The organism is Rhodococcus sp. ARP2, from assembly GCF_001029585.1.
Classification (GTDB): Bacteria; Actinomycetota; Actinomycetes; order Mycobacteriales; family Mycobacteriaceae; genus Rhodococcus_F; species Rhodococcus_F erythropolis.
The window spans coordinates 1-25,193 of the sequence record NZ_LEKE01000042.1 but is presented as its reverse complement, the minus strand read 5'-3'; the positions used below and the strand labels follow the sequence as shown (position 1 = coordinate 25,193).

Annotated in this window: 27 protein-coding genes and 1 pseudogene; 15 read left to right on the top strand and 13 right to left on the bottom strand. The window is 62.4% G+C overall.

From position 1 onward, the window contains the following. Positions 1 to 2: 2 nt before the first annotated feature. The gene (locus tag ABX74_RS09200) at positions 3 to 1,010 is read right to left on the bottom strand and encodes a Bug family tripartite tricarboxylate transporter substrate binding protein (RefSeq protein WP_223257868.1); all 1,008 of its coding nucleotides are present in this window, start codon (positions 1,008 to 1,010) and stop codon (positions 3 to 5) included. A 179-nt stretch (positions 1,011 to 1,189) separates the two neighbouring features. On the opposite strand from ABX74_RS09200, the gene ABX74_RS09195 reads away from it, so the two are divergent. Together ABX74_RS09195 and ABX74_RS09190 are read left to right on the top strand one after the other, a co-directional pair. Beyond that, positions 1,190 to 2,842: a sensor histidine kinase gene (locus tag ABX74_RS09195; protein ID WP_223257867.1), complete on the top strand. Its 1,653-nt coding sequence runs from the start codon at positions 1,190 to 1,192 to the stop codon at positions 2,840 to 2,842. Further along, entirely contained in the window at positions 2,839 to 3,522 is a 684-nt protein-coding gene (locus tag ABX74_RS09190; protein ID WP_042951073.1) for a response regulator, read from the top strand. Before ABX74_RS09195 ends, ABX74_RS09190 begins: the two co-directional genes overlap by 4 nt. Before the next feature lie 24 nt (positions 3,523 to 3,546). Here ABX74_RS09190 and ABX74_RS09185 read toward each other — a convergent pair whose 3' ends face one another. After that, positions 3,547 to 5,121, bottom strand: coding sequence for an AMP-binding protein (locus ABX74_RS09185; protein ID WP_047888742.1), 1,575 nt, complete (start codon positions 5,119 to 5,121; stop codon positions 3,547 to 3,549). 222 nt (positions 5,122 to 5,343) lie between these two features. Here ABX74_RS09185 and ABX74_RS09180 point away from each other — a divergent pair, with 222 nt between their 5' ends. The 5 genes from ABX74_RS09180 (at position 5,344) to ABX74_RS09160 (ending at position 10,410) form a co-directional block, all read left to right on the top strand. Beyond that, positions 5,344 to 5,889, top strand: coding sequence for a hypothetical protein (locus tag ABX74_RS09180; protein WP_020968793.1), 546 nt, complete (start codon positions 5,344 to 5,346; stop codon positions 5,887 to 5,889). Positions 5,890 to 6,015: 126 nt separating this feature from the next. Continuing rightward, positions 6,016 to 7,212: a Rieske 2Fe-2S domain-containing protein gene (locus ABX74_RS09175; protein WP_020906621.1), complete on the top strand. Its 1,197-nt coding sequence runs from the start codon at positions 6,016 to 6,018 to the stop codon at positions 7,210 to 7,212. Between the two features lie 51 nt (positions 7,213 to 7,263). Further along, positions 7,264 to 8,445 (top strand): acyl-CoA dehydrogenase family protein, encoded by a 1,182-nt coding sequence (locus ABX74_RS09170; RefSeq protein WP_019749417.1) that lies wholly within the window; start codon positions 7,264 to 7,266, stop codon positions 8,443 to 8,445. Between the two features lie 39 nt (positions 8,446 to 8,484). After that, positions 8,485 to 9,396, top strand: coding sequence for a biphenyl-2,3-diol 1,2-dioxygenase (gene bphC, locus ABX74_RS09165; protein ID WP_020968791.1), 912 nt, complete (start codon positions 8,485 to 8,487; stop codon positions 9,394 to 9,396). Positions 9,397 to 9,627: 231 nt separating this feature from the next. After that, on the top strand, positions 9,628 to 10,410 hold the full coding sequence (locus ABX74_RS09160; RefSeq protein ID WP_020968790.1) for an IclR family transcriptional regulator: 783 nt from the start codon (positions 9,628 to 9,630) through the stop codon (positions 10,408 to 10,410). A 1-nt stretch (position 10,411) separates the two neighbouring features. Here the strand turns inward: ABX74_RS09160 and ABX74_RS09155 are convergent, their stop codons facing one another. Further along, the gene (locus ABX74_RS09155; RefSeq protein ID WP_019749414.1) at positions 10,412 to 11,113 is read right to left on the bottom strand and encodes a PadR family transcriptional regulator; all 702 of its coding nucleotides are present in this window, start codon (positions 11,111 to 11,113) and stop codon (positions 10,412 to 10,414) included. 239 nt (positions 11,114 to 11,352) lie between these two features. On the opposite strand from ABX74_RS09155, the gene ABX74_RS09150 reads away from it, so the two are divergent. The 3 genes from ABX74_RS09150 to ABX74_RS09140 all read left to right on the top strand — a co-directional run bounded on the left by ABX74_RS09150 (position 11,353) and on the right by ABX74_RS09140 (position 12,600). Further along, positions 11,353 to 11,853 carry a flavin reductase family protein gene (locus ABX74_RS09150; protein ID WP_020906617.1) on the top strand — a complete coding sequence of 167 codons (501 nt, stop codon included), beginning with the start codon at positions 11,353 to 11,355 and terminating at the stop codon, positions 11,851 to 11,853. A 115-nt stretch (positions 11,854 to 11,968) separates the two neighbouring features. Next, entirely contained in the window at positions 11,969 to 12,355 is a 387-nt protein-coding gene (locus ABX74_RS09145; RefSeq protein WP_020906616.1) for a nuclear transport factor 2 family protein, read from the top strand. After that, positions 12,355 to 12,600, top strand: coding sequence for a hypothetical protein (locus ABX74_RS09140; protein WP_020906615.1), 246 nt, complete (start codon positions 12,355 to 12,357; stop codon positions 12,598 to 12,600). The genes ABX74_RS09145 and ABX74_RS09140 overlap by 1 nt, the downstream gene beginning before the upstream one ends. Here ABX74_RS09140 and ABX74_RS09135 read toward each other — a convergent pair. Together ABX74_RS09135 and ABX74_RS09130 are read right to left on the bottom strand one after the other, a co-directional pair. Further along, a complete protein-coding gene (locus ABX74_RS09135; protein WP_047888705.1) occupies positions 12,573 to 13,058 on the bottom strand; it encodes a flavodoxin family protein in 486 nt (161 codons plus the stop codon). The genes ABX74_RS09140 and ABX74_RS09135 overlap by 28 nt on opposite strands. Further along, positions 13,055 to 13,255 (bottom strand): hypothetical protein, encoded by a 201-nt coding sequence (locus ABX74_RS09130; RefSeq protein ID WP_021334256.1) that lies wholly within the window; start codon positions 13,253 to 13,255, stop codon positions 13,055 to 13,057. Before ABX74_RS09130 ends, ABX74_RS09135 begins: the two co-directional genes overlap by 4 nt. A 92-nt stretch (positions 13,256 to 13,347) precedes the next feature. On the opposite strand from ABX74_RS09130, the gene ABX74_RS09125 reads away from it, so the two are divergent. From ABX74_RS09125 to ABX74_RS09110, 3 genes and pseudogenes are all read left to right on the top strand, one after another. Then, a complete protein-coding gene (locus tag ABX74_RS09125) occupies positions 13,348 to 13,782 on the top strand; it encodes a nucleotidyltransferase domain-containing protein (protein WP_037126192.1) in 435 nt (144 codons plus the stop codon). Beyond that, on the top strand, positions 13,779 to 14,390 hold the full coding sequence (locus ABX74_RS09120; protein ID WP_047888704.1) for an AAA family ATPase: 612 nt from the start codon (positions 13,779 to 13,781) through the stop codon (positions 14,388 to 14,390). The genes ABX74_RS09125 and ABX74_RS09120 overlap by 4 nt, the downstream gene beginning before the upstream one ends. Before the next feature lie 403 nt (positions 14,391 to 14,793). Next, positions 14,794 to 16,235: pseudogene (locus ABX74_RS09110) on the top strand (FAD-dependent oxidoreductase). A 1-nt stretch (position 16,236) separates the two neighbouring features. On the opposite strand, the gene ABX74_RS09105 reads toward ABX74_RS09110, so the two are convergent. The 4 genes from ABX74_RS09105 to ABX74_RS09090 form a co-directional block, all read right to left on the bottom strand. Continuing rightward, positions 16,237 to 16,539: a hypothetical protein gene (locus tag ABX74_RS09105; RefSeq protein ID WP_047888703.1), complete on the bottom strand. Its 303-nt coding sequence runs from the start codon at positions 16,537 to 16,539 to the stop codon at positions 16,237 to 16,239. Between the two features lie 82 nt (positions 16,540 to 16,621). Continuing rightward, on the bottom strand, positions 16,622 to 17,452 hold the full coding sequence (locus tag ABX74_RS09100) for a mycofactocin-coupled SDR family oxidoreductase (RefSeq protein ID WP_047888702.1): 831 nt from the start codon (positions 17,450 to 17,452) through the stop codon (positions 16,622 to 16,624). Positions 17,453 to 17,456: 4 nt separating this feature from the next. Then, positions 17,457 to 18,254 (bottom strand): mycofactocin-coupled SDR family oxidoreductase, encoded by a 798-nt coding sequence (locus ABX74_RS09095; RefSeq protein ID WP_047888701.1) that lies wholly within the window; start codon positions 18,252 to 18,254, stop codon positions 17,457 to 17,459. Beyond that, positions 18,251 to 19,876, bottom strand: a complete 1,626-nt coding sequence (locus tag ABX74_RS09090) for a flavin-containing monooxygenase (protein ID WP_047888741.1) — start codon at positions 19,874 to 19,876, stop codon at positions 18,251 to 18,253. The genes ABX74_RS09095 and ABX74_RS09090 overlap by 4 nt, the downstream gene beginning before the upstream one ends. Positions 19,877 to 20,094: 218 nt before the next feature. Between ABX74_RS09090 and ABX74_RS09085 the strand changes: the two genes are divergently transcribed. Beyond that, positions 20,095 to 20,535 carry a hypothetical protein gene (locus ABX74_RS09085; protein WP_047888700.1) on the top strand — a complete coding sequence of 147 codons (441 nt, stop codon included), beginning with the start codon at positions 20,095 to 20,097 and terminating at the stop codon, positions 20,533 to 20,535. Positions 20,536 to 20,542: 7 nt separating this feature from the next. Here ABX74_RS09085 and ABX74_RS09080 read toward each other — a convergent pair whose 3' ends face one another. After that, positions 20,543 to 21,202 (bottom strand): response regulator, encoded by a 660-nt coding sequence (locus tag ABX74_RS09080; RefSeq protein WP_019749393.1) that lies wholly within the window; start codon positions 21,200 to 21,202, stop codon positions 20,543 to 20,545. 176 nt (positions 21,203 to 21,378) lie between these two features. On the opposite strand from ABX74_RS09080, the gene ABX74_RS09075 reads away from it, so the two are divergent. Beyond that, positions 21,379 to 21,840 carry a hypothetical protein gene (locus ABX74_RS09075; protein ID WP_019749392.1) on the top strand — a complete coding sequence of 154 codons (462 nt, stop codon included), beginning with the start codon at positions 21,379 to 21,381 and terminating at the stop codon, positions 21,838 to 21,840. A gap of 91 nt (positions 21,841 to 21,931) precedes the next feature. Here ABX74_RS09075 and ABX74_RS09070 read toward each other — a convergent pair whose 3' ends face one another. The 3 genes from ABX74_RS09070 to ABX74_RS09060 all read right to left on the bottom strand — a co-directional run. Further along, the gene (locus tag ABX74_RS09070; protein ID WP_081328998.1) at positions 21,932 to 23,107 is read right to left on the bottom strand and encodes an NADH:flavin oxidoreductase; all 1,176 of its coding nucleotides are present in this window, start codon (positions 23,105 to 23,107) and stop codon (positions 21,932 to 21,934) included. 132 nt (positions 23,108 to 23,239) lie between these two features. After that, a complete protein-coding gene (locus ABX74_RS09065; RefSeq protein ID WP_047888699.1) occupies positions 23,240 to 23,959 on the bottom strand; it encodes an ABC transporter ATP-binding protein in 720 nt (239 codons plus the stop codon). Next, positions 23,959 to 25,193: ATP-binding cassette domain-containing protein (locus ABX74_RS09060; RefSeq protein ID WP_047888698.1), on the bottom strand; the 1,235-nt coding region annotated here is incomplete at its 5' end. The genes ABX74_RS09060 and ABX74_RS09065, both read right to left, overlap by 1 nt.

Genomic DNA, 25,193 nt, shown 5'->3' with positions numbered 1-25,193 from the left:
GCTCAGTTGGTGCCGGGCGGATCGAGTGTCGCGTCGACGAACCGGGATTGTTCGGCGAGGAAGACAGAGAACTCGGGTTCGGTGAGAACTGCGCTGTTCCAACCATTTCGGTCGGACAGCTCGCTCCACCGTGGACTTGCCGCCAGATCCCGCACTAAATTCTGTAAATGCTGACGCTGGTCGTCCGTCAATCCGGGGGGCGCCATGAGACCCCGCCAGTTGGTGAACGTGACGTCGACGCCCGACTCCGCCATGGTCGGTGCATCCACCGCCGGAGTGCGCTCCGGCGAACTGACCGCAAGGACCCGAACCGTGCCTGCCGCAATCTGATCCAGGTACTCCCCGATACCGGTGGCGGCGACGTCGACCTGCCTGGTCAGCAGCGCCGGAAGTAGTTCTCCGCCGCCGTCGTAGATTCGGTAGGGGGACAGCGACGGATCGACGCCGACCGCCCGTGCGAACAGAAGGCGGAACAGCCCGTCCGGTCCGCCTTCACTCGAACCACCACCGATCGAGATCGACGACGGATCCGCCACCCAGGCCTGCGTCAGATCTGCCAGAGTTTTGTACGGCGAATCTGCCGGCACCAGTACAGCTTCCGGTTCGTCGACCAGTCTCGCGATCGGTGTCACGTCGGAAAGGGTGTGCTCGGACGGCAGTATCTCGAGCGAACCGAGAACGCCGAGTCCCATGACCATGAGTAGATCGGGATTTCCGCGTTCGAGAGCCAACCGGTTGAGTCCGACGATGCCACCCGATCCGGGCAGAACAACGACGTCGGCGTCGACGGTCCCTTCGTCGGCCAGTGCCTGCACCATGGTCCGGGCGGTCAGGTCGTAACCACCACCGGCCACCGAGGGCACCAGTACACGCAGTTCTTCGGAAGTCTCACCCGCTCGACCACCGGCGAAGAAGGACTCGACCGGAGTGCATCCGGTCGAGAGCACGAGAGCCATCGCGCAAGCACCGAGCAGGGCGATATGCCTGCTCAGTCGCTTCGATGTCCTCATGGCCTTGTCCTTGTCTGCTGGCTGTCTGCTGGCTGTCTGCTGGTACCGCTGTGTGAACAGGTTTCATACTGACGCACTTTGTGACTGGGGTCACCATTGGGAAAGCAAATTGATTTGTGCTCATTGTGCTCACGAACAACTGCTTTCCCGGCATCGAACCGAAGGCTAGGGTCTGGCTGGTGTCCTCAGGAAACGAGCAGGCCGAGCGAGAGCGCAAGTCGCCTCTGCGTGAGCGCCTGTTTCGGCGCCGGCACACTCTGGCGACCCAACTTCTCGAACTGCAACTTCTGATCGTCGTCGCAGTTCTCGTGTGTGTCACCGCCCTCTCTCTCGCTCAGTCGTCTGCGAGTTTCCAACGCGAGGAGGGACGTCGCGCACTCTCGGCAGCGGAATCACTCGCAGCCAATCCAGCGGTACGTGAACTACTCCCCCAGGCGCAGACTCGTCTCCGCTCCGGACTACAAGGTTCGGTCGACTCGGTGCGCGCCATCTCGGGCGTCACCTACGTCTCGCTTGCCGACGCCGACGGCAGTGTCGTCATTTCGACGCGTCCCGGCGATGTCGGCATCGACGCACGTCAGACACAGGATCGGTCATGGACGGGTTTGGTCGACACCTCCTCCGGCAAGGCAGTGGAAGCGCACGTTCCGATTCTCGGCAGTGAAGGAGGGATCACCGGAACCGCGATCGTCGGCATCGAGTACCCCTCGATCTGGACGCGACTGCTGCAATCTGCACCGAACCTCCTGGTATACCTCGCCGTGGCCTCGCTTCTCGGGGGCGTCGGTTCGATCCTGTTGGCCCGCAGGGTCAAACGGCAGACCCTCGGCATGGAGGCCGGCGAGATCCTGGACCTGGTTCGCCAACGTGAGGCGATGCTGCGTGGCCTCAAGGAAGGTGTCATCGCATTCGACGCGCAGGGAAAGGTGGTGCTGATGAGCGACAGTGCCCACCAACTCCTCGACATCCCACGCGGGAGTGCCGGTAGATCTGTGCGGGACCTCGGTCTCGACGACCGACTCCAGAGTGTACTGACCTCCGGCACAACCGAATCCGATCAGTTGGTTCTTGTCGGAGATCGACTACTCGTCCTCAACACCGTCTTGATCGAATCGAAAGGCCGCACCATCGGGTCGGTCACCACCTTCCGCGACCGCACCGAATTGCGCTCCGTGGAAGAAGAACTCGACGTGACCAAAACCAGCACGGACGCGCTACGCGCCCACATCCACGAGTTCGACAATCAGTTGCACACCATTTCCGGCCTCATCCAGCTCGGCGAGTACGACGAGGTGGTCGGCTACGTCGAGGGCCTGACCATGGAGCGCGCACAGGTCAGTGCGGCCGTGACCGACAAGATCGCCGACGTCGGCACTGCCGCACTCGTGATCGCCAAGATAGGTGCCGCTGCACAGGGATTGGTCACCGTGGAACTGACCTCGGACACGCACCTGGACTCGGTTGATCGCCGACTCGGCCGAGACCTCGTGACGGTGGTCGGAAACCTCGTCGACAATGCCGTCGACGCTGTCGGTGAGATGCCGGAAGCGTCGCGCCGCAAGGTTCGATTGTCGATTCGGGGCCGTGGCACCGCCGTCGAAGTACGGGTCGAGGACGCCGGCCCCGGTATCGCGCCGGAGAATCGCGACAGGGTTTTCGGCCAGGGCTGGAGCACCAAGGGACAATCGAGCGACGGACACGGTTTCGGCTTGGCACTGGTACGCCTGACGTGTCGTCGACGCGGTGGCGACGTCACCGTGAGCAGTCGTTCGACAGAGGGCATCGAATGGACTGTCTTCACCGCAGTCCTACACGACGGAGAGGGCGCATGATCCGGGTACTGGTGGTGGACGACGACTTCATGGTGGCGAAGGTGCACAGCGGATTCGTCTCGCGGATAGACGGTTTCGAAGTGTGTGGCGTTGCCCATTCGGCCGAGGCCGCGCTGGCCGCAGTCGGTGAGTTGCAACCCGACCTGGTGCTTCTCGACGTCCACCTGCCGGGCACCACCGGACTCGATCTGATCGCCCCGTTTCGCGAGCTGGCACCGGAGCTGGATGTTCTTGTCATCACGAGTGAGCGCGAGGCCGGCTCGGTCAAGAAGGCGCTGCGCAGCGGCGTCGTGCATTACCTGATGAAGCCATTCACGTTCGAGGTTCTCCGTGAGCGTCTCGAGCGTTACCGATCGACATACGCGAATCTCGACAGCTCCGGCGAAGCAGAACAGACAGCAGTGGACGAGGCCTTCGGTGTGGCAGGTGGCGCGCCCGGGGCGTCGTCCCACAAAGGTTTGCCCAAGGGACTCAGTCCCGAGACTCTTCTGTTGGTCGAGACAGCTCTGCGAGACGACACCGAACCCGCCTCGGCAACAGACATTTCCGAGAGAGTCGGTATCTCGCGCGCGAGCGCGAGGCGCTACCTCGAGTACCTCTACGAGTCCGGGCGGTCCACCACCTCGCTGAAATACGGAGTGGTGGGCCGCCCGGAGCGTCGTTACGTCTGGAAACGCTGACCCTTCGCTACACGACGCTGGTTCCTAGACTGCGCGGGCGCTGGTCTCCCAGTACCGCGCGCGCAGTGCCTTCTTGTCCAGCTTGCCCAGCGGTGTCAACGGGAGTGAATCCACGAAGTCGATGCTCTTGGGAGCGTGAACCGAACCCTTGGCTGCCTTCACCTTGTCGACCAGTTCCTCGGTGTCCACGGTCAGTCCGGCACGAAGCACCACGCAGGCCTTGACGGCTTCGCCCCACTTGTCGTCCGGTACACCGACTACCGCCACCGATGCGACGGACGGGTGCGCCGAGATCACGTCTTCGATCTCGCGCGGGAACACGTTGAAACCACCGGTCACGATCATGTCCTTCTTGCGATCGACGATGGACATGAACCCGTCCTTGTCCTTACGTGCGATGTCGCCGGTGTGCAGCCAACCCCCGCGGAACGCCTCGGCGGTTTCGGCCGGCTTCTTCCAGTAGCCCTTCATGATCAGCGGGCCGCGCACGCAGATCTCACCGAGCTCTCCCTGCGGCACCTCGTTGAGGTCGTCGTCGAGCAACCGGACGTCGAGCCATGGCACGGGCCGCCCACAGGTAGCGAGGCGGGCCGGATCGTCGGCGACGTGTTCTTCCTTGCGCAGCACCGAGATTGTCATGCCGCACTCGGTCTGACCGTAGAACTGGAAGAAGATCTGCCCGAACTTCTTGATGCCCTCTTGCAATCTGGCCGGGGACATCGCGGACGCTCCGTAGAACAGCGTCTGCAAACTCGATACGTCACGCTTGGGCAGATCGGGGTGGTCCATGAGCATGTAGATCATGGTGGGCACCAACATGGTTGCCGTGATCTTGTGCTTCTCGATCGCCTCGAGCACGGCCCCCGGTTCGAAGGCGGGCAGGACGATCAGAGCGCCCCCGCGCAGCAAAGTCGGGATGAAGAACGCCGCGCCTGCATGTGAGAGTGGCGTGCAGATGAGAAAGCGGTTGTCCTCGGGCCACTGCCACTCCGACATCTGGATCTGATTGAGCGCTGCACCCGAACGGAACGATCCCACAACACCTTTGGGCTTGCCGGTCGTTCCACCGGTGTAGACCATGCTGCTGGCGTCTTCGGCATCGACGTGCGCTGCCTTCAGCGGCGCAGACTCGAATGTCGCGGCCAGAGCAAGGATGTCGATCCCCACTTCGGACGGGCCCATCGAGAGCACGTTGGTCAGCGAAGGCGACGACGCCTTCAACTCGGCGGCACGATCTTCGAAGGCATTGGGATCGAAGATGAGGGTCTCGATCTCGGCGTCGTCGACGATGTACTTGTGGTCGTCGAGCGATCCCATCGGGTTCAGGGCACTCGCCCGGCAGCCGGTGATCATGGTCGCGCCCATGCTGATCAGCACCTCGGGGCGGTTCTTCGACAGCATCGCGGTGCTGGTGCCCTGAGTGATTCCCAGCGACGCGAGAGCCTGGGCGAAGCAGCTGATCTGATCGCGCATCTGCCCTCCGGTGAGGATCACGTCTCCGAGGTACAGCGCAGGCTTGTCGTGATTGCGTTCCAGAGCGGTGATGAGCAGGTCCGGACCGTATACCGGTCGGTGCAGGTCAGCGAACTCGTCTGTCATCTGGTCTTCCTTCTGCTCGGCGCGTGCAGTCATCGAGATGTGCTCCCGGTCACGGATACGATATCCAGAATTGCACAAAACTGGAACAGGTTCCACCTCTTCGATCGAATCCGAGAATGCTCCCGATCAGCGGGAAGCCTGTCGTCACCCACGAGAGCGGTGGTTAGCGTCGATGTACCCACCGAGACGACAGCGTCTCGGTCGCGTCCAACGGAGAGTGTCATGACTACCAACCTCGGTACCGCCCACTTCACGGCATCTGCTCCCCGTACGTCCACCACGCTCCTCTCGGATTTCGACTCGCTGTACGGCACCGTGCGCTCGGCACCCGACGGGTCCGTCGTCGAACAGGACGTCGTGTTCTTCGGGCGCCCTGATCCGGGCGCGCTGCTCACCGGATCCGTGAGGCCGCTGGGCTCGACTCTCGAGCGGATCACCGAATACCACGACCAGACCGGGCATCTGGTTGCCGAGGTCTTCGTCCGGGAAGCCCCGACAGCGGGCACCGGAACCGATTCCGTTGCTGCCCTTGCCGATTTCGCCGCTCGTCGTTACGGCTCGGCGTCGCTACGACGGTTCCGCGGACGTTGCACCGCAACTTCCGCGGGAGCAGATCTGAACTGCTCCGTGACGGTGCTCGCTACGTACGAGAAGGACCACGAGAGCGTCGCCGACGTAGCTCTGGTCGCCACCGATCCCACCGGGGTCGTCACCGCTCGGGCCTGGGCGACTTACGCGATCGACGATGTGGCGACACTCGCGAGCTGAATCTCTGCAGGTCACCGAGCGGGTGTTCCATCCAGCGGGAACTGCCGTATCTCCAGAGGACGCTTCGTCGTTGTATGAGACGGATCACATCACTGGAGCGTCGCAAGACGCGGCTCGGAGGAAGACATGGCACTCGGAACCGGCCCACTCACCACTACGGACGCCTCGACGCAGTCGGGCGCCGGCGAGGAAATTCGAGAAATCGAAGCGGCAGCGCCCCCGGCGCGGTTCGCGCGTGGATGGCACTGCCTCGGACTGAGCAATACCTATCGCGACGGTCAGCCCCACCAGATCGAGGCATTCGGCACCAGCCTTGTCGTCTTCGCCGACAGCAAGGGCGACATCAAGATTCTCGACGCCTACTGCCGCCACATGGGTGGCAACCTCGCTCACGGAACCGTCAAGGGCGATTCGATCGCCTGCCCGTTCCACGACTGGCGTTGGGGCGGTAACGGAAAATGTACGGCGATCCCCTACGCACGACGCGTTCCGCCGCTGGCCAAGACGCGGGCGTGGACCACACTCGAGAAGAACGGTCAGCTGTTCGTCTGGCACGATCCCCAGGGAAATCCCCCGCCCGCCGAGGTCACGATTCCCGACATCGAGGGCTTCGGAAGCGATGAGTGGAGCGACTGGAGCTGGAACACGCTCACCATCGAAGGCTCTCATTGCCGCGAGATTGTGGACAACGTCGTGGACATGGCCCACTTCTTCTACGTTCACTACTCGTTCCCCAAGTACTTCAAGAACATCTTCGAAGGTCACGTCGCGAGCCAGTACATGGAATCGGTGGGACGCGAGGACATCATCAGCGGCACCAACTACGGCGATCCCAACGCTGTTCTTCGTTCGGATGCTTCGTATTTCGGTCCGTCGTACATGATCGACTGGATCAAGAGCGAAGCCAACGGGCAGATCATCGAAACTGTATTGATCAACTGCCACTACCCCATCTCGAACAATGCCTTCGTGTTGCAGTACGGCGCGATGGTCAAGAAGCTTCCCGGTATGGACGACGAGTCCACTGCCGCGATGGCCGCGCAGTTCACCGAGGGCGTCGAGATGGGATTCCTTCAGGACGTGGAGATCTGGAAGAACAAGGCCCCGATCGACAACCCGCTGCTCTCGGAGGAGGACGGCCCGGTTTACCAGTTGCGGCGCTGGTACAACCAGTTCTACACCGATGTCGAGAACGTCACGGAAGACATGACGAAGCGCTTCGAATTCGAGATCGACACTACCCGCGCAGTGGAGAGCTGGAAGCGGGAAGTCGCCGAAAACGTTGCCGCACGAGACGCCCAGGCGCTCGAGACAACCTCCTGATTCGCAGTCGAAAACACTGCTGAGACAACCTGACTGAACGCAAGGAACAACATGACGTACGAAGTGCTCGAACAGATCAACGCGATGGCCGACGACATCTTCGCCGAAGGCATCGAGGCCGAGCGGATCGGCCGGGTGGCCGACGACACCGCCAAGAAGATGAAGGCAATCGGTTCCATCCGCATGCTCCAACCCAAGGAACACGGCGGAATGGAGGCGCATCCTCGCGAGTTCGCCGAGACCGTGATGCGCATGGCTTCGCTCAATCCCTCGGCCGGCTGGGTACACGGGATCGTCGGAGTTCACCCGTGGCAGCTCGCGTTCGCGGATCCCAAGGTGCAGCAGGAGATCTGGGGATCGGATCCCGACACCTGGATGGCATCGCCGTACATGCCCGGCGGAATGTGTATCCCCACCGACGGCGGCTACAAGTTCTCCGGCCGCTGGCAGTTCTCTTCCGGCACCGACCATTGCGACTGGGCTTTCCTCGGTGCGATGGCGTGCGACAAGGACGGCAACATGGAGATGCCGCCGCGCATGCTCCATGTGATCATTCCGCGCACCGACTACGAGATCATCGAAGACTCGTGGGATGTCATGGGACTTCGCGGCACCGGCTCCAAGGACCTCGTGGTCAAGGATGCGTACGTCCCCGATTACCGCGTCATGGACTGCGACGAGGTCATCGACGGAACGGCGGTGCGCAAGTACGGGCGCACCGAGACGCTGTACCTGATGCCGTGGTCGAACATGTTCCCCCTCGGTATCACCGCCGCCACCATCGGCATCTGCGAGGGAATGCTCTTCCACGCCAACGAGTACCAGGCCGATCGCATCAACGCACAGGGCACGGCGGTCAAGGACGACCCGTACACTTTGTTCGCCATCGGTCAGGCAACTGCCGACATCCGGGCAGCCCGCGACACCCTGCTGGCCAACGTCGACCGCATGTGGGATCGAGTGGATGCCGGCAAGGAAGTCACCTTCGAGCAGCGCGCCGAGGGACGTCAGACTCAGGTGCAGGCAGCGTGGCGCGCAATCAACGCGATCGATCAGGTCTACCCGCGCTGCGGCGGCAACGCACTGCGGATGGACAAGCCGCTTCAGCGATTCTGGCGCGACGCCCACGCGGGACAGCACCACGCAATTCACGTGCCGGGCACTGTATTCCACGCCGCCTCGCTGAGCCGTCTCGGCGCAGATCCGCAGGGTCCGCTGCGGGCGATGATCTGATCAGACTTCGACACAAGAAATCGACAGGAACAGAACACGATGACACACACTGACATCAAGGGACTTGGCTACGTCAAGATCTCGACCAACGACATGGCACGTTGGCGCACTTTCGCTTTCGATGTTCTCGGATTCGCCAAGGGCAGTGGGCCGGACGAGAACGCTCTCTACCTACGACTCGACGAGCGTGCTGCTCGCATCGTCGTCGTCGAGGGTGAGCGCGACGAGATCGTCAACATCGGTTGGGAGGTCGCCGATCACGCCGCACTGCGCCGCGTTCAGGAGTCCCTCGAAAAGAACGGCACCGAGGTGGAGCAGCTTTCGCTCGCCGAAGCGGATGCTCGACGGGTCGAAGAGGTCATCGCCTTCACCGATCCCGGCGGAGCAGCCATCGAGGTCTTCCACGGCGCGATCCTCGACCACAGCCCCGTGGTGACGCCCTTCGGCGCTCGATTCGTCACCGGCGCACAGGGTCTCGGCCACGTCGTGCTCCCGGTGATGGACAGTGCTGCGAGCTTCGACTTCTACACCGAGGTGCTCGGCTTCTACCCGCGCGGCGCCTTCCGCCTGCCGGCCCCGCCCGAATTCGGGCCGCTGCGAATCCGTTTCATGGGCGTCAACGAGCGTCACCACAGCTTGGCCCTGTGCCCGGCACCGCACGGCGGCGCACCCGGCCTGATTCACATCATGGTCGAGGTCGACACCCTCGACGCTGTCGGCCAGGCTCTCGACCGCGTGATGAAGGACGGATTCTCCGTGTCGTCGACCTTGGGTCGCCACACCAACGACAAGATGATCTCCTTCTACGTCCGCGCACCCGGCGGCTGGGACATCGAGTTCGGCACCGAGGGCGCGAAGGTGGATCAGGACTCGTACTCCTCCGAGGAGATCACCGCTGACAGCTACTGGGGCCACGACTGGTCCGGAAGCGAACCGCTGGCAGCTATGTAGTACCTGTCGGCGACGATGTACTACCTGCCGGTGACGATGTAGTACCCGCCGGTAGTAAACCGACGAAGGGGCTTGCGCGAGCATTCGCGCAAGCCCCTTCGTCGTTTCCACCGTGACGCGCCCGAAAACAGACCGGTGATCCACTTCACAAATCCAGAACTCTATGACACTATTTCTAATTGAAATAGCCAGTTCACTGGTTGTGGAGCTCTAAGAGAAGTGAGGTACACGATGACACTGCAGGCTGTGGATGCTTTAGGCGCCGATTCGGCCCCGACAGCAATTCTCGATCGCGTCTCGCTGGTTCTCGACGCCTTCGACGGTCCCGGCAGGTTGACGCTCGCTCAGGTCGTTCGGAGCACGGGCCTGCCACGCTCGTCTGCCCACCGCATGCTCGAACGTCTCGTCTCGATGCGTTGGCTGCGCCGCGACGGCCGCGACTACGAACTCGGTATGCGCCTCGTCGAACTGGGATCGCTCGCGGTTCATCAAGACCGCCTCCACGCTGCAGCCATGCCGCTCCTCCACGAGCTCTACCGCGTCACCGGCTTCGTGGTTCACCTCGGCATCCTCGACGGGCCCGATGTGGTCTACATGGAGAAGATCGGCGGACGCCTCGCTGCCGCGGTGCCGACGCGTGTCGGTGGTCGACGCCGGGCCGAGACCACTGCGATCGGTCAGGCACTGCTTGCATTCGGTTCGCCGAAGTCCTCGGGCTACGCACTGCCCCACCTCGCCAGGATTCGCGAATCAGGGGTGGCATTCGAAACCGGAAACGGCCTACCGGGATTCAGCTGTCTTGCGGCACCGATCGGCCCCATCGGCCGCGCTGTTGCCGCGGTATCCATCTGCGCGCCGTCGAAGGCTCTCCGACTCGACCACGTCAGCGCAGCGCCGGTTCGGATGGCGGCCGCTGCCATTTGGCGTGGCATCGACGGCGGATCGCTGAGCGTCACTCCGACGTTGCAGCGTCGTCACCTGCTGCGCAACATGCCGACCGCAGCCGGGGCCTGACTCAGATATTCGAGCCGTTGCCGGTGAGACCGGCTTGCTCGAGCGCCAACACGTACTCCTCGACGTTCTTCCATCTGCCAGGCGTCGAGGGCAACGGCGATCCCAGTCGGTCGTGCTCGGCGACGTTCGCGAACTCGGCGGACGCACGATCGATGTCTTCGAGTAGTTCGCGAGCAAGTTCGATCTCGGCTCGGAAGTACCGTTCCGACCATCGCAACGTCATGACCGGGAACGACCAGGCCGGCTCGTTCTCGGCATGATCTGCGTGGAGTTTCGCGCGTCGAATCTGCTCTTCGACGTTGGCGATATGGGCTTCGACCAGTGCCTTCAGTCGCTCGGGTTCGTTGAGGTGTCCCATCCACAGACGCAACATGACGCCGTGCTTGAGCACCGGGACTTCCACCGGCGCCTCCCGTGACCACGTCCGGACGGCGTCGGTTCCTGATTGGGTGATCGAGTAGAGGCGCTTGCCCCGCACCCCGGGCTCGGAAACGACCCGGGACTCCACGAATCCGATGCTTTCGAGCTTCTTCAGCTCTGCGTAGACCTGGCTGATGGACGGGCTCCAGTAGAAGAAGCCGACACTCCAGTCGGCCCACTTCTTCAAATCGTTTCCGGTCAGTTCCTCCCCGAACGTCAGCATCCCGAGCACTGCCCAGCTGGTAGCGGGAAGTCCTCGGGACACGTCATCAGGTTCGGACATGCCCGAAGTCTAACAATCACTGGTGATTTGCTGGTTTCGTAGAATCCGAACGGACCGCTGAGCGGGATCAAATTTGCCCGAGACCCCTCCACCTGACACTCGGTCGGTCCGAACCCGTGGCGAGAAGCCATTGCTGCCATTGAGTGGGACTGCCGCTGGATTACGACCGCGGCGCCACACATCGTTGCTTCTGAAGCTGTTTGCAGAGTTTTGAACAGAGATTTGAACAAGGAGACGACATGACCGTGGAAAACGCCGAGCCGCCAGTTCTGGACGGACGCACACTTCGCAACGTGATGAGCAATTTCTGCACTGGCGTCACCGTCATCACCGCTCACGATGGAGACTCACCCCTCGGCTTCACCTGCCAGTCTCTGGTCTCGGTATCGCTCGATCCCCCGTTGCTTTCGTTCTGCCCGGCGAAGACGTCGACAAGTTGGCCGAAGCTTCGCGAATCCGGAACTCTCTGCATCAATGTTCTCGCCCACGATCAGCAGGACATGTGTTCGGCGTTCGCTCGCGGCGGGACCGACAAGTTCCTCGGCGTCGAGTGGGACGCGGCCGGCAACGGTGCTCCGGCGCTCAGCGGCGCACTCGCTCGCATCGAGGCCACCGTCGAGCAGGAGCACGACGCCGGTGATCACACCATCGTCGTCGCACGAATCACCGATCTGAACGTGCTGCGCCACGATGGTCCGCTTCTGTTCTACCGCGGCGGCTTCGGACGCTTCGACGCCTGAATTTCTTGCGGGCCGTCCCGCTGCGTGGGAGATTGCGACGCCGAATCGAGACGGCACCGATAGCGTCCGAAGTAGTTGTCAGACCCTGAACTTCTCGACTGATCGGACTAACTCGATGACCACTCTCGAACCAGACACCACGGCCGCGATCACGGCGACGGTTACCACCTACCTCGACGCCGTGGCTCGCGGATCGTCAGCGGACATCGCCGCCCTCTACGCCGAGAACGCGACACTCGAAGACCCGGTCGGCAGCGAACCCCGTGTCGGCAAAGCGGCGATCACCGAGTTCTACGGCGCTCTCGAGGGCGGTTCGCAAGAGACGGAGCTTCTCACCTTGCGGGTGAGCGGATCCAGCGCGGCCTTCCACTTCCGCGTCGTCACACCGGTGGGCGATCAGGTCTACGAGGTCGAACCGATCGACGTCATGACTTTCGACGCGGACGCCAAGATCACGAGCATGCGCGCGTTCTGGTCACCGGCCGATCTGATTGCACGCTGATGCGTCAGGTCAGCTGTCGGAACTGCGGAAACCGCGTTCTGGTCGAGAAATACAGCGAAGCGCACACCAGCGTTCAATGGCTCGAAGAGTCGCAAGTGGTGTGCCCGGAACTGGGGCGTGAGAACGGTCGAGCCAACGCTCAGCGGACGTGTGGCGCTCTGCGTCAGACGATCAACGACCTTGCCGACGCCGGTGAGCTGGAGATGAGCCTGCGCAGCTACCCGGTGCCGGGCAAGCTGTCCTGAACGCTTTCGCGTAGGACTTCGGCGAACGTGCGCGCCGATTCCAAGTCGTCGGCGTTCGGCCGCCCCTTGCGGATACCTCCGAACGGCTTGAACGGAAAATACGTATCCCACGCGCGGGACGAGAAGGCTGCGACCACATCGAAGCCCTTCTGCTCGAGCAGCTGAACCAGTGGACGCGAGAAGCGATGAATCCCCTTGTCGGGAAAACCACTGGTGGCGAAGACAAAAGCCTTGGATCGCCGTTCTTCGGGGAGTGCCTCGACGAACGAGCGTAGATCTTCGTGGTACGAGCGTAGGTAGATGCCGGAGCCGAAGCCCACGAGGTCGTAGTCAGCGAGCTGCGCGGCGTCGATGTCACCGGGCTCGACCACGCGAGCATCGAGAACTTCTCCGATGACGTCGGCGATACGCTTCGTATTGCCATGGGAGACAGAGGTACACACGATGATTGCCTTCATCGACTGCCTTCTTTCGTCGCTGTGTGTGGGACGCCATCTACGTTCTCGCGCAGGTAGATCCAGGTGATGAATCCCCCGCAGATTGCAAAAATCACGGCGACAACCGAATATGCGTCGAGCGGAAACCCAGTCCAGATCAAGCCTGCAACAAGGACCATCGCACCAACAGCCAGACCTGCCGATACTTCCTTGGACATTCGCATCCCTCCCCTGGTTCATCACTGACAATTCCAGGATAGAGGTACCAGCGAAGCTACGGACAGCCGTGACGGTGGGGAATGATGCCCGTATGTCAGCACGATTGAAAGGACGTAGGCGCGCGGTCAACGCTTTGCTCGTCGACGTCGAACGATGGGCCGATGAATACGACGGAGTCAAGGCTCTAGCGCTGGTCGGGTCCTACGCGCGCGGAGCGGAGCGTATGGCGAGTGATCTTGACCTGATGATCCTGGCCGACGACGCGAACGCGCTCGCAAATGAAGACTGGTTCGTGCGGCTCCGCCCCGACGCGCGATTCATCAGAGCCGCAAACTGGGGGCCAGTTCGAGAACGACGCTTCCGCCTACGGTCCGGCCTCCTCGTCGAGCTGAATTTCGCGAGCGAGAGCTGGGCGGACGTTCCGCTCGACGCGGGCACTCGACGTGTTCTCGAAGACGGTCACCGAATCCTGTACGACACGGGGCCTCTTCGTGTCGCTGCGAGTGCTGTAGGAATTGATCGATGAGCACCGCGTCGGTCTTCGAAACCTTAGCCGCCGAAATATCCGCGTTGCGCGGCTCGCCTCTCGTCGCGATCGACGGTGTCGATGGGAGCGGCAAGACGACATTCGCGAAAAGCCTTACAGCGCAGCTGAATGCACGCAAAGCCATCGTGATTCACGTCGACGACTTTCTGAATCCGCCGGAGATTCGTCATCGTAGAGGTCGGCAATCACCGGAAGGCTTCTGGCTCGACAGCTACGACTACGACGCGCTCGAACGACATGTTCTCGATCCGTTGGGGCCGGGCGGGAGCAGAAGGTACCGACAACGGCGGGACAGCGACGCGTACCTGCATGCAGCCGATGGAGCGATAGTCCTTGTCGAAGGACTCTTCCTGCATCGAGACGAACTCGCCGAACGATGGGACTATTCGATCTTTCTCGACGTGCCCTTCGAGGAGACCGCGCGGCGAATGAACCTTCGCGACGGAACGAACGCGGATCCGGATCATCCTTCGATGAACAGATATGTGGGCGGGCAACGGCTTTACTTCGCCGCTGCAAAACCCTGGACCCGAGCCGACTGCGTCATCGACAACTCCGACCCGGGCATGCCGCGCATCCACTCCTGATATCGCGTCGAGATCGCGAGCGATACTCGTATTCCGCCATCCCTCCCTGCCTGGGAATTCTCCCGAACGGTCGCGAGAAGTCGCGTAGGGTTTCTCAATGACGTCACCAACTGCCTCCCGCATCAGAACTCTGAACTGGATCGCATTCGGGATCGGGATTCTGCTGACTGCCCTCGCAATTTACGATCTCGTTCAAGGCGAGCGTTCAACCAGTGTATGGATCGCCGTTGTGTGTTGGCCGATTGTCGCAACACTCAGTGCGGTCCAGCTATTCAAGTCGAGACCCAACAGCTGAGTACTTGATGGGCACCCACTGATCCTCAGGGAATGTCCGGAACAGGCCTTCTCTCGCTCACCGGGAAGGCACGTATGAGGCGCCACCATCCGACCATAGCTTTGTGACATGGACAACAACGTCGATGTCATTGTCATCGGATCGGGCGCTGCCGGATCCGCCGCAGCACTCCAAGCACACGCTGACGGCGCGTCGGTGGTGATTCTGGAGAAGAGTGGACGCGATACCGCGGGCGGCAACACTCGACTGTCCGGCAGTGGATGGTTCGTCAACCAGGACCCTGCCGCCGCCCGCACTTCCCTCGTTCGTTGAACGGAACGTTCACCGTTGCCGACGACGTCATCGACGCCTGGGCAGAGAATACGCAAGGACTGTCCGACTGGCTCCGCAGTCTGGGTGCAACTGTAGCGATGACCGGCGATTTCCATTCCACGGCGGAGTACGGCGAACTCGACGGAAGTTCTTGTTACGCAGGGATGGATACCATCGAAGGGAAGATGGGCAATGAACTTCTCTACCGCTTCCTCGTTTCCGCTCTCGCTGAACGCGGCATCACAACTCTTTTCGACACCGAAGCCACCAGACTCTTGACGGATGAATCCGGATCGGTGACCGGAGTCGAGATCCGTTCGGGTGAACAAACTTCGCAGATCCATGCGCGCCGAGGTGTCATCCTTGCCACCGGAGGTTTCGAAGCAAATCCGGCCATGGTGCGCGATTACCTACGCCTGGAGAATCCGAAGATCTGGGGCTCACCTTCGGCAACAGGCGACGGCCACCGGATGGCACAGGCAGTGGGCGCGGATCTGTGGCACATGAACAACATGATGACCATTACGGGAATCCCCGGCGACCTCGAAAATCCGACTGGATTCTTCCTCGCACTGTGGAACGCGCACAACTATGTGTTCCTCACCCGGGAAGGTCGACGCTTCACCGACGAGTCAGCCGAAATGCGGCACGGTCATGTGTTCAGAGAGGGTTCCTACCAACACTTTCCGGTGCAACCGATGAACATTGTGTTCGACGAGACGATGAGGTTGGCCGGGCAGCTGAGCCCCGGTCGCGACGCACTGCCCGTCGGACACATGGTCCTCGACGAAGGATACGAGTGGAGTTCGGACAATCAAGCCGAGATCGACAAGGGTTGGATCGTCAAAGCGGACACGCTTGCCGAACTCGCCGGGAAGCTCGGCTTGGACCCCACCGTCGTGGAAACAAGTGTGCACCGCTACAACGAGGCGTGCGCGGACGGCGTAGACCATTCCTTCGGCCGCAACCCGGAAACTTTGGCCCCGGTGGCAACCGCTCCGTTCTACGCCGTCTCCGGGCCGCCACTGCTGGGATGGAGTAGCGGTGGGCCGCGCCGCGACGGTCATTCCCGCGTCCTCGACACCGCCGGTAGCCCGATTCCGGGGCTGTATGCGGCGGGCGCAGTGAGTTCCACCTACAGCGCGGCGAAGGACGGTGGATTCCATATTGCCGACGCCTTCGCGTTCGGTCGTGTTGCCGGCGCCCATGCTGCCGCGCGCGCGACAGCGGGCGACTGAGTCACACCCGAGCGGCCTTGACCTCGTCGAAGAACGCGACGACGGCGGCTTCGTTCTCCGGCGGAACGGTGAGCGATGCCCGTGGACCCGCTACCGCGATGGAGTCGTCGGCGAGCCGGTTTCCAATGGTGAGCTTCAATCCCGATTTCGACGGTTTCGCCTTCACTGCAATGTGTTCGACATGCCAGCGAGCCACTTCGCTCGTGCTGGCGGCGGTGCGGTCGAAGACCTCCACCGTGCGGTGATCGAGGACCATGACGATGTTGGTCCCGACGATGACTTCCAGATAGCGTCGTTCCGCCACGGTGTGCGCCTTTCGGTTAGGTGAAACCGACGCTACACACCGTGGCGGAACCCAGCGCGACAAACCTCAGCTATTCAAAACTTCAGCGGGACGAACTCCCCGCATCCACCGGCAGGGCGACCGACGTGATGTAGCGGGCCTCGTCGGAGGACAGGAACAGTGCCGCATTCGCTACGTCCACCGGTTCGATCCACGGAATGGCAAGCATGTTCATCGTCATCGCCGCCGCAGCGAATTCCTCGCGCGTCGGGTTCTCGAGATCGGGGCGGAACTTGCCGCGCACCAACGGGTTCTGAATCATCAGAGTGTCGACGTTGGTGGGATGAACGGTGTTGACCCGCACGTTGTGCGGCGCCAATTCCTTTGCCAGCGAACGCATCAGACCAACGACTCCATGCTTGGCTGCGGTGTAGTGCGCAACTCCGACCAGCCCCCGCAGTCCGGCGATGGAACTGGTGAGTGTCATCGATCCCCCACCTCGCGCGATCAAGTGCGGCGCCGCAACCGTCGTGGTGTGCCACACCCCGGTCAGGTTCACGTCCAGCATGGTCTGCCACATCGTTTCCGACATCGTCAGAGCCCCGTCGGAAGACGTGATACCGGCTGTAGCGCACACGATGTCGAGTCCGCCGAGCGCTTCGACCCCCGAGTCCACCGCGCTGCGTAGCGTCTCGAGATCCCGAACGTCCACTACCGCAGATTCGACCTTTCGCCCCAGTGCCTCGATCTGGGCTACCGTCTCGGCGAGATCGGATTCCGACGCGGGCGGGGTGACTGTCGTTTCCACCGACGCGCACACGTCGATCGCGATGATGTCCGCACCCTCTTCGGCGAATCGCACGGCCTGAGCCCGGCCGATTCCTCGAGCCGCACCCGTGATCAGCGCGATCTTGCCTTCCAATCGAGAAGTCATCAATTCACACTTTCTGGGTCAGGCCGGCGTCGACCACCAACTGACAGCCGGTCATGTAGCGGGACTCCGCGGATGCGAGAAACAGGACGGCATTGCTGACATCCACCGGATCGACCCAGGGAACAGGTAACAGGTTGCGTGCGCTCAGTACTGCAGCGGCGTCTGCTTCCGTGGGATTCTCGATATCCGGGCACAGGTTCGCGAACACTCGCTCGTTGATGATCATCGGGGTACGTACCGAACCCGGATGCACGGAGTTGACGCGCATACCCTCCGCGCCCAACTCGTTGGCCAGCGTTCTGGCCAGGCCCACCACGGCGTGCTTGGCGGCGCTGTAATGACTCGCTCCGGCAATACCTTTGATTCCCGCTGTCGAGCTGACCAGAACGACGGATCCACCGTCACCGAAGTGCGGAACACAGGCCTTGACGGTGTGCCACGCCCCGGTCAGATTGACGTCGAGCGAGCGGTTCCACACTGCAGGATCGATGGTCCACGACGGTCCCGGCGTGTCGTACACGCCTGCATTCGCGACCACGACGTCCAACCCGCCGAGCTCGGCGACACAATCGGCGACTACCGCGGCGAGATCTTCGAAGTCACGAATGTCCGCGACGCCGGTGACCGCCACGCCTCCACGCTCGCGTACCGCCTGGGCGGTCTCCTCCAGCTCGGACTTTGCCTGCACGACATCCAACGCGATCACGGACGCGCCTTCGTCGGCGAGACGCTCGCAGTGTGAGCGGCCCATCCCGCCGGCCGCACCTGTCACGAGTACACGAAGACCCTCGAGGCGACTCATGCGTGCACCGCACTGTTCAGTTCGAAGCCTCGGTATCCCGCTGCTGCCACGTCTGCACAGATGTCGGAGTAGACACCGAATCCTCCGATGAATGGCATGAATATCCTCGGCTTTCCCGGAATGTTGGCTCCCATGTACCAGGAGTTCGCGGATGGAAACAGCGTCGCCGACGCCCGGCGTGAGCATTCGTCGAGCCAGTTGTCCACGGCTTCGGCACTCGGTTCGATGGTGTCGATGCCCGCCGAATCGAGGTGGTTGATCGCGCCCGCGATCCAGTCCACGTGCTGCTCGGCAGCGAGAATCATGTTGGACAGCACACTCGGGCTACCCGGCCCGGTGACGATGAACAGGTTGGGGAACCCGTGTACTCCGAGGCCTAGATACGTCCTTGGACCCGCATGCCAGTTCTCGCGCAACGTCTCGCCATTGCGGCCGCGGATCTCGATGCGATCGAGCGCTCCCGTCATCGCGTCGAACCCGGTGGCAAACACCAGCGCATCCAGTTCGTAGTGCGCATCGGCCGTCTTGATTCCAGCCTCGTCGATCGCCTCGATCGGTGCGGACTTGAGATCTACCAGGCTGACGTTGTCACGGTTGTAGCTCTGGTAGTAGTTCGTGTCCGTGACAATCCGCTTGGTTCCGATGGGGTGGTCGTTCGGAATGAGCAGGTCGGCGATCGCCTGATCCTGGACTTCCGAGCGAATCTTGCGTTCGGCAAACGCTGCCGCTGTCCCGTTGGCCTCGATGTTGCTCGTCTGGTCTGCGAAGGTCTTGGCGAACAGGACACCGCCGAGCTTCCACCGCTCCTCGTATGCCGCGTTTCTCTCGGCCTCCGAGACTTCGAGGGCGCTGCGAGGATCCGAAACGAACGGCGATCCACCGCCACTGCGCTTGGACAGCGCTCGACGCTCTGCGTAGCCGGCCTTGATCTCGGCGCGGCGCTTGTCATCGAGAGGCGTGTTTCCTGCCGGCACACTGTAATTCGCGGACCGCTGGAACACGTAGAGATGATCGGCCTGCTCGGCGATCAGCGGAATGGACTGGATGCCCGAGGATCCGGTGCCGATCACGCCGACGCGTTTGCCGGTGAAGTCGACGCCCTCGTGCGGCCAGAAACCGGTGTGGAACACCTCGCCACCGAAGGTCTCACGGCCCGCAATGTTCGGAACGTTTGCGGTCGAGAGGCTACCGGTAGCGCACACGACGAAGCGTGAGGTGACGTCGTGACCGCCGTCGGTCTGTACTCGCCACGTGGCAGTACCCTCGTCGAACTGTGCGCTCAGAACGCGTGTGTCGAAGGTGAAGCCAGTGCGAAGGTCGAAGCGATCAGCCACGTGATCGAGGTACGAGAGGATCTCCGGTTGCGCGGCGTACTTCTCACTCCAGTCCCAATCCTGTTGCAGCTCTTCGGAGAACGAGTAGGAGTAGTCGAAACTCTCGACGTCGCAGCGTGCGCCGGGGTAGCGGTTGAAATACCACGTGCCGCCCACTCCGGAGCCCGCCTCGAAGCCGTGGACACGCAGCCCCTGCTCGCGAAGTCGGTGCATGGCGTACATGCCAGCGACGCCGGCGCCGATGACTACGACGTCGAGTGGTGCGGTGGAGAAGTCAGGATCGGTCATGGTGGTCACGCTACGAGTGGACTGGTTGGTAGAGGAACGGGTTCTCCCGCTGGGTGGGCTACGGCAGTGGAGAGCGTTGGTGTCCACCGATCGGGGGACACCGATGTCATCCAGCACTCGGACCCGTAGGTGGACAGACCCGAAGGGATTTCGGGGCCATAGTTGTCTCATCACCGAAACACACGGTCACCGAGACCGACAAATCGAGGAGAAACATCATGAGCACCAACACAATTCGACCCGAAGCGATTTCCTTCTCCGGCCTCAGCATGGCAGCTCTGGTCGCCCGCGCCGCCGGTGCGAACGCTGTGAAGTCGATAACCGACACATCCGTCACGACGGCGATGATCAGCAATTCGGGCTTCGGGGCCCTGTATCTGGTCGACGCATCCAATCCGAACGGCGACTGGATCGTCCCGCCGGCCGACTACATCCTGCCGAACATGAACGTCAACGTGGTCGCCACGAGCAAGAATCAGAACGACTTCCCCGTCGTGCTCACGTACCGCTCCGACGACGGTGGAGTGTTTGTCTTCAGCGCCACCAACTCGAAGACCAGGGCAGATGCCGGCGGAACGTACGCCCCCGACGGCCACGACGTCACGGTGACGATGACCTCGGGTTACCCGGCCATGAACGTCACGTACGTACTGCGGTGACTCCCGTTCACTCCAACAGACCCTGCCGCATCGCGGCGGCGACGGCGGCGCCTCGATCGTTGACTCCGAGTTTCTCGTAGAGGCGCTGCACGTGGGTTTTGACGGTCGAAGGCGCAAGAAAGAGCTGGGAGGCGATGGTGGGGATACTGGCGCCCTGTGCGATCAATCCGAGGACTTCACGCTCACGGGCGCTGAGAGTCGGGCCGGACGGCTCGCTGCGACGACGCACCTCGCCTACCAGTCCGGCAGCGATGCTGGGCGGCAACACATCTCGGCCCGCGGCGCAGTCGAGCACGGCGCTCACGATCTCGGCCCGGGTGGATTCCTTCGGCAGGAATCCGGCAGCACCCGCCTGCAGAGCCTGATATACGACGGACGATTCGTCGTGAGCACTGAGCAGGAGCACCCTGGTCGGCAACTCGTCTCGAACCACTGCTGCTGCCACCTGGGTCCCGTCCAGGTGCGGCATCCGGAAATCGATCAGCGCCACCTTCGGGCGTAATTCCCGAATCATTGCGAGCGCAGCTGCGCCGTCGTCGGCCTCGCCCAGAACGTCGATGCGGTCACTGCCGGTCAGGGCCCGAACTACGCCCTCACGAAACAACGGGTGATCGTCGCCGACCACCACGGAAACCTTGCCGACCACCGGCTTCGTGCCTTCTCGCATTGCTCACTTTCTCACGCCCGTACCAGCAATGCGAGCACTTGCGCCTCCCCCGATCGGGGGACACGCGATTCAACCCCGCCACGGCCCAGTCGGCGGACATACAGCAGCCCTGATTCGCGACAAGATTGATTCATCGCCGAGAACGGCAACCACACACCAGCCCAGGAGCAGACATCATGCGTACCAACACCACTCGCTTCGTAGCAGTCACCGCGATCGCCCTCGCTCTCGGCGGAACCGCACTGGGAACCGCGGCGGTCGCCAACGCCGGCACCATGCCGACCGACGGCCCGACGGTTGCCATGACCATCACCAACAACACCGACAACCCGATGCTGCTGGACAGCGCGTCCAACCCCTACGGACAGTGGATCAACGGCCCCCGCTCCTACCTGGCTCCGCACACGACCGAAATCGTCACCGCCTACAGCAGCGATCCGCGCGGCATCGGTGTCGACGTCACCTACAACGTGGCCGACGGAGTCCAGACCGTCATGGCGGCCAACAACTACGCCGGCAACCCCACCCTCGACGGGACCCGCATCATCGGTGACCCGACGCACGTCATCCTCACCGACTACATGGCCACCGGCTACCCCACGATGAACGCCTCCTACGACGTCTTCACGCAGAACTGAACCGAGCGTTGAAGCAACCACGAACTTGATCCGCTACGGCCCACGACCCGGTATCCGCATGGATGTCGGGACGTGGTGTGCGCTGACCAACTCAGACGCGTTCGACCAACACGCAGCGGGCACCACTGAAGATCGTAGGCATGCACTTGTTGCAGTGGATGCACAGTGATTGGGTATCGGATTCGGCTGCGATCCGATTGATCAGATCCGGTTCTCTGAGCAGTGCCCGTGCCATGGCGACGAACTCGAACCCTTCCGCCATTGCGGTATCCATGCCCGCTTTGTCCGTGACACCGCCGAGCAGCACGAGCGGCAACTTCACCGCAGCACGGATCTGCCGAGCCTCTTCCAGCATGAACAGCGGCTTGTACGGATAGGCATGCAACATGCTCTTGCCCACCAACTGCACACCGAGTCGAACAGGTTGCGGCATCGCGGCGGCAAACTCGCGGATCGGCGCATCGCCCTTGAACAGGTACATCGGGTTGAGCAGTGAGCTACCCATCGTCAACTCGAGCGCATCGACACTTCCGGATGCCTCGAGCCACTGCGCCACCTGGATTGCTTCGTCCACCCAGAATCCACCTGGCACACCGTCGTCCATGTTCAGCTTGGCCAAGATCGCGATCTTGTCACCGACGGCGTCGCGCACACTGCGCGCAGTGTCGAGTACGACGCGAGCCCGGTTCTCGAGCGATCCGCCGTAGGAGTCCTTACGACGGTTGAGTTTCGGACTCAGGAACGAGCTCGCGAAATAGTTGTGACCGAAGTGGATCTCGACGGCGTCGAATCCTGCTTCGACGGCAAGTCGCGCAGCGCTCCCGTGCGCCGCCGCAATTCTGGTGATGTCTGCTGTGGTGGCAGTGCGAATCATCCTCATGCTCAACGGATTGAACGAACTCGACGGTGCCAGCGCAGGCAGTCCGGTCGACTTCTGATTCGCGACGGGGCCGGCGTGCCCGAGCTGCGCCGATGCTGCTGCCCCTTCGGCGTGAATGGCATCGGTGAGTCGTCGCAGTCCGGGGAGGGCATCGGGCCGCATCCACAGCTGGCCGTATTCGGTGCGCCCTTCCGGTGCGACGGCGCAATACGCGACGGTGGACATCCCGACTCCGCCGGCTGCCGGGCGGCGATGGAACTCGATCAGCTCGTCGGTGACCAGGGCGTCGGGAGTTTTGCCTTCGAATGTCGCGGACTTGATGATTCGATTTCGCAAGGTCACCGGGCCCAGCTTTGCCGGGGCGAGCACGTCGGGAGCAGTCATCAAGTTTGCCTCTCGCAGGGGTTGTTTGCTGGACGGTAGATCGATGGTCCAGAGCTGGCCAGCCCCCGTGCCACGGAGCGGGAAAACAACTTCAGCCCGGCCGAGGTGGCCGGGCTGAAGTGACATCGCTGCAGATCAGATGCGTCCGAAGTACGCGTCCTTGAGCACTGCCAGGTCGTCGATGTCCTTGGCGTCGGCGTCGAGGACCACCTTGCCGATGTCGAGGACCGTCACGTGATCGGCGACGCTCATCGCGGCCTCCACTGCCTGCTCCACCAGCAGAACAGCCAGGCCGGTTTCCTTGAGCTGCTGGACGCGGTCCATCACCTCACCGACGATCACCGGAGCCAGCCCGCCCGACGGTTCGTCGAGAAGGAGCAACCGCGGCTGCGCCATCAGCGCTGCGCCGATCGCGAGCATCTGCTGCTGACCGCCCGACATGGACCCGGCGGGAAGCGCACGCTTCTCCCCCAGGATCGGGAACATCTCGTACATGGACTCGACGGATTCCATCAGCTCGCCGCGCTTTGCCTTGCGGGTGTACCCGCCCAGCAGAAGGTTCTGCTCGACGGTCTGCTTGTGAAAGACCCGCTTACCCTCCTGCACGTACGCCATACCCTGCCGCACCCGCTTGTGCGCGGGAACTCCGGTGATGTCGGCACCGTCCATTTCGACGGTTCCAGAGGCCACCTTGTTGAGGCCGGACAGAGCACGGAGCGTGCTCGTCTTGCCTGCACCGTTGCGCCCGAGCAGGGCTGTCACCTGACCGGGATAGACGTCGAACGAGACATCCCAGACGACGCGCAGATCGCCGTACCCGGTCTGCAGGTTACGGACCTTCATAATCGGTTCCATCACTTCACCTCGCTGGTCTGATGGTCTACCGCGCCGATTTCTTCGAGCAGCGCATCCTCATCACCGGACTTGACTCCGAGGTATTCGCTCAACACGCGCGGGTGATGTTCGATCGTTGCCGCATCGCCGGTGGCGATCACCTGCCCCTGCGCCAGTACCACGATCTCGTCGGCCAGCGAGAGCACGAGGCGGAAGTTGTGCTCCACCAACACCACTGTGGCCCCGGCATCACGCAGTACCCGGATCAGGTCCGCCAGGCGTTCGAGTTCGTCCTCGTCGAGTCCGGACGCAACCTCGTCGAAGAGTACGACCCTCGGCTCGGCGATGACGGCGCGAGCAACTTCGAGCATGCGACGCATCCCCAGGGGCAGCGACGTCGCGATCTCGTTGCGCAGGTGCGACATCCCCACGAGCTCGAGAACACGCTCGGCCTCGACGATGTCGGCCTTCGCGATCCTGCGGAAGCTGGGCAGGCGAAGCACAGCCGACGCCATCGACGCGCGGTGCACCGAATACCGTCCGGATGCAACAGCTTCCAGAACCGTGATGTTCTCCGGAATCGTCGGAGTTTGGAACGTCCGCGCCACACCCACGCGCGCCACCTTGTGCGGCGACGACTGCGAGACCACCGTGTCACCGATTGTGATCACGCCGGCGTCCGCGGTGTAGAACCCGCAGATCATGTTGAGCATGGTCGTCTTACCCGAACCGTTGGGCCCGATCAACGCGGTGACCTTACCGGAATCTGCGGTCAGGGTTGCCGCATTGAGAGCCTGGTTGCCACCGAATGCCTTGGACACTCCGTCGACCACCAACCGTGCGCCGTTGATCGGCGCCAGTTCCGGTGTTCCGCCGCTGTTCTCCTTTGCGGTGACTACGCCCAGGCCGGCCCTGCGATCGAGTTTCGAGACGATCGCTCGCCCGACCTTGGTCAGCCCACCGGAGAGCAGCACACCGCCGATGATCAGGAAGCCTCCGTAGAAGATCAGCGAGTATTCCTGAAATGCCGTCGACTGGTTGGGACCGAGCTGCATGATCGCGGCACCGACTACGGCGCCGTACACACTTGCCGCACCGCCTAGGATGGATGCCGCCAGAACCGCTGTCGCAAAGGTGAACCCGAAGGCTTCCGGCGAGATGAACAGGTCGGTATTGGCGAACAACGCACCCGCCAGACCGGCCGGGAACGCACCGATCGCATAGCCGAGCAGTTTCATCCGGAACACCGACACAC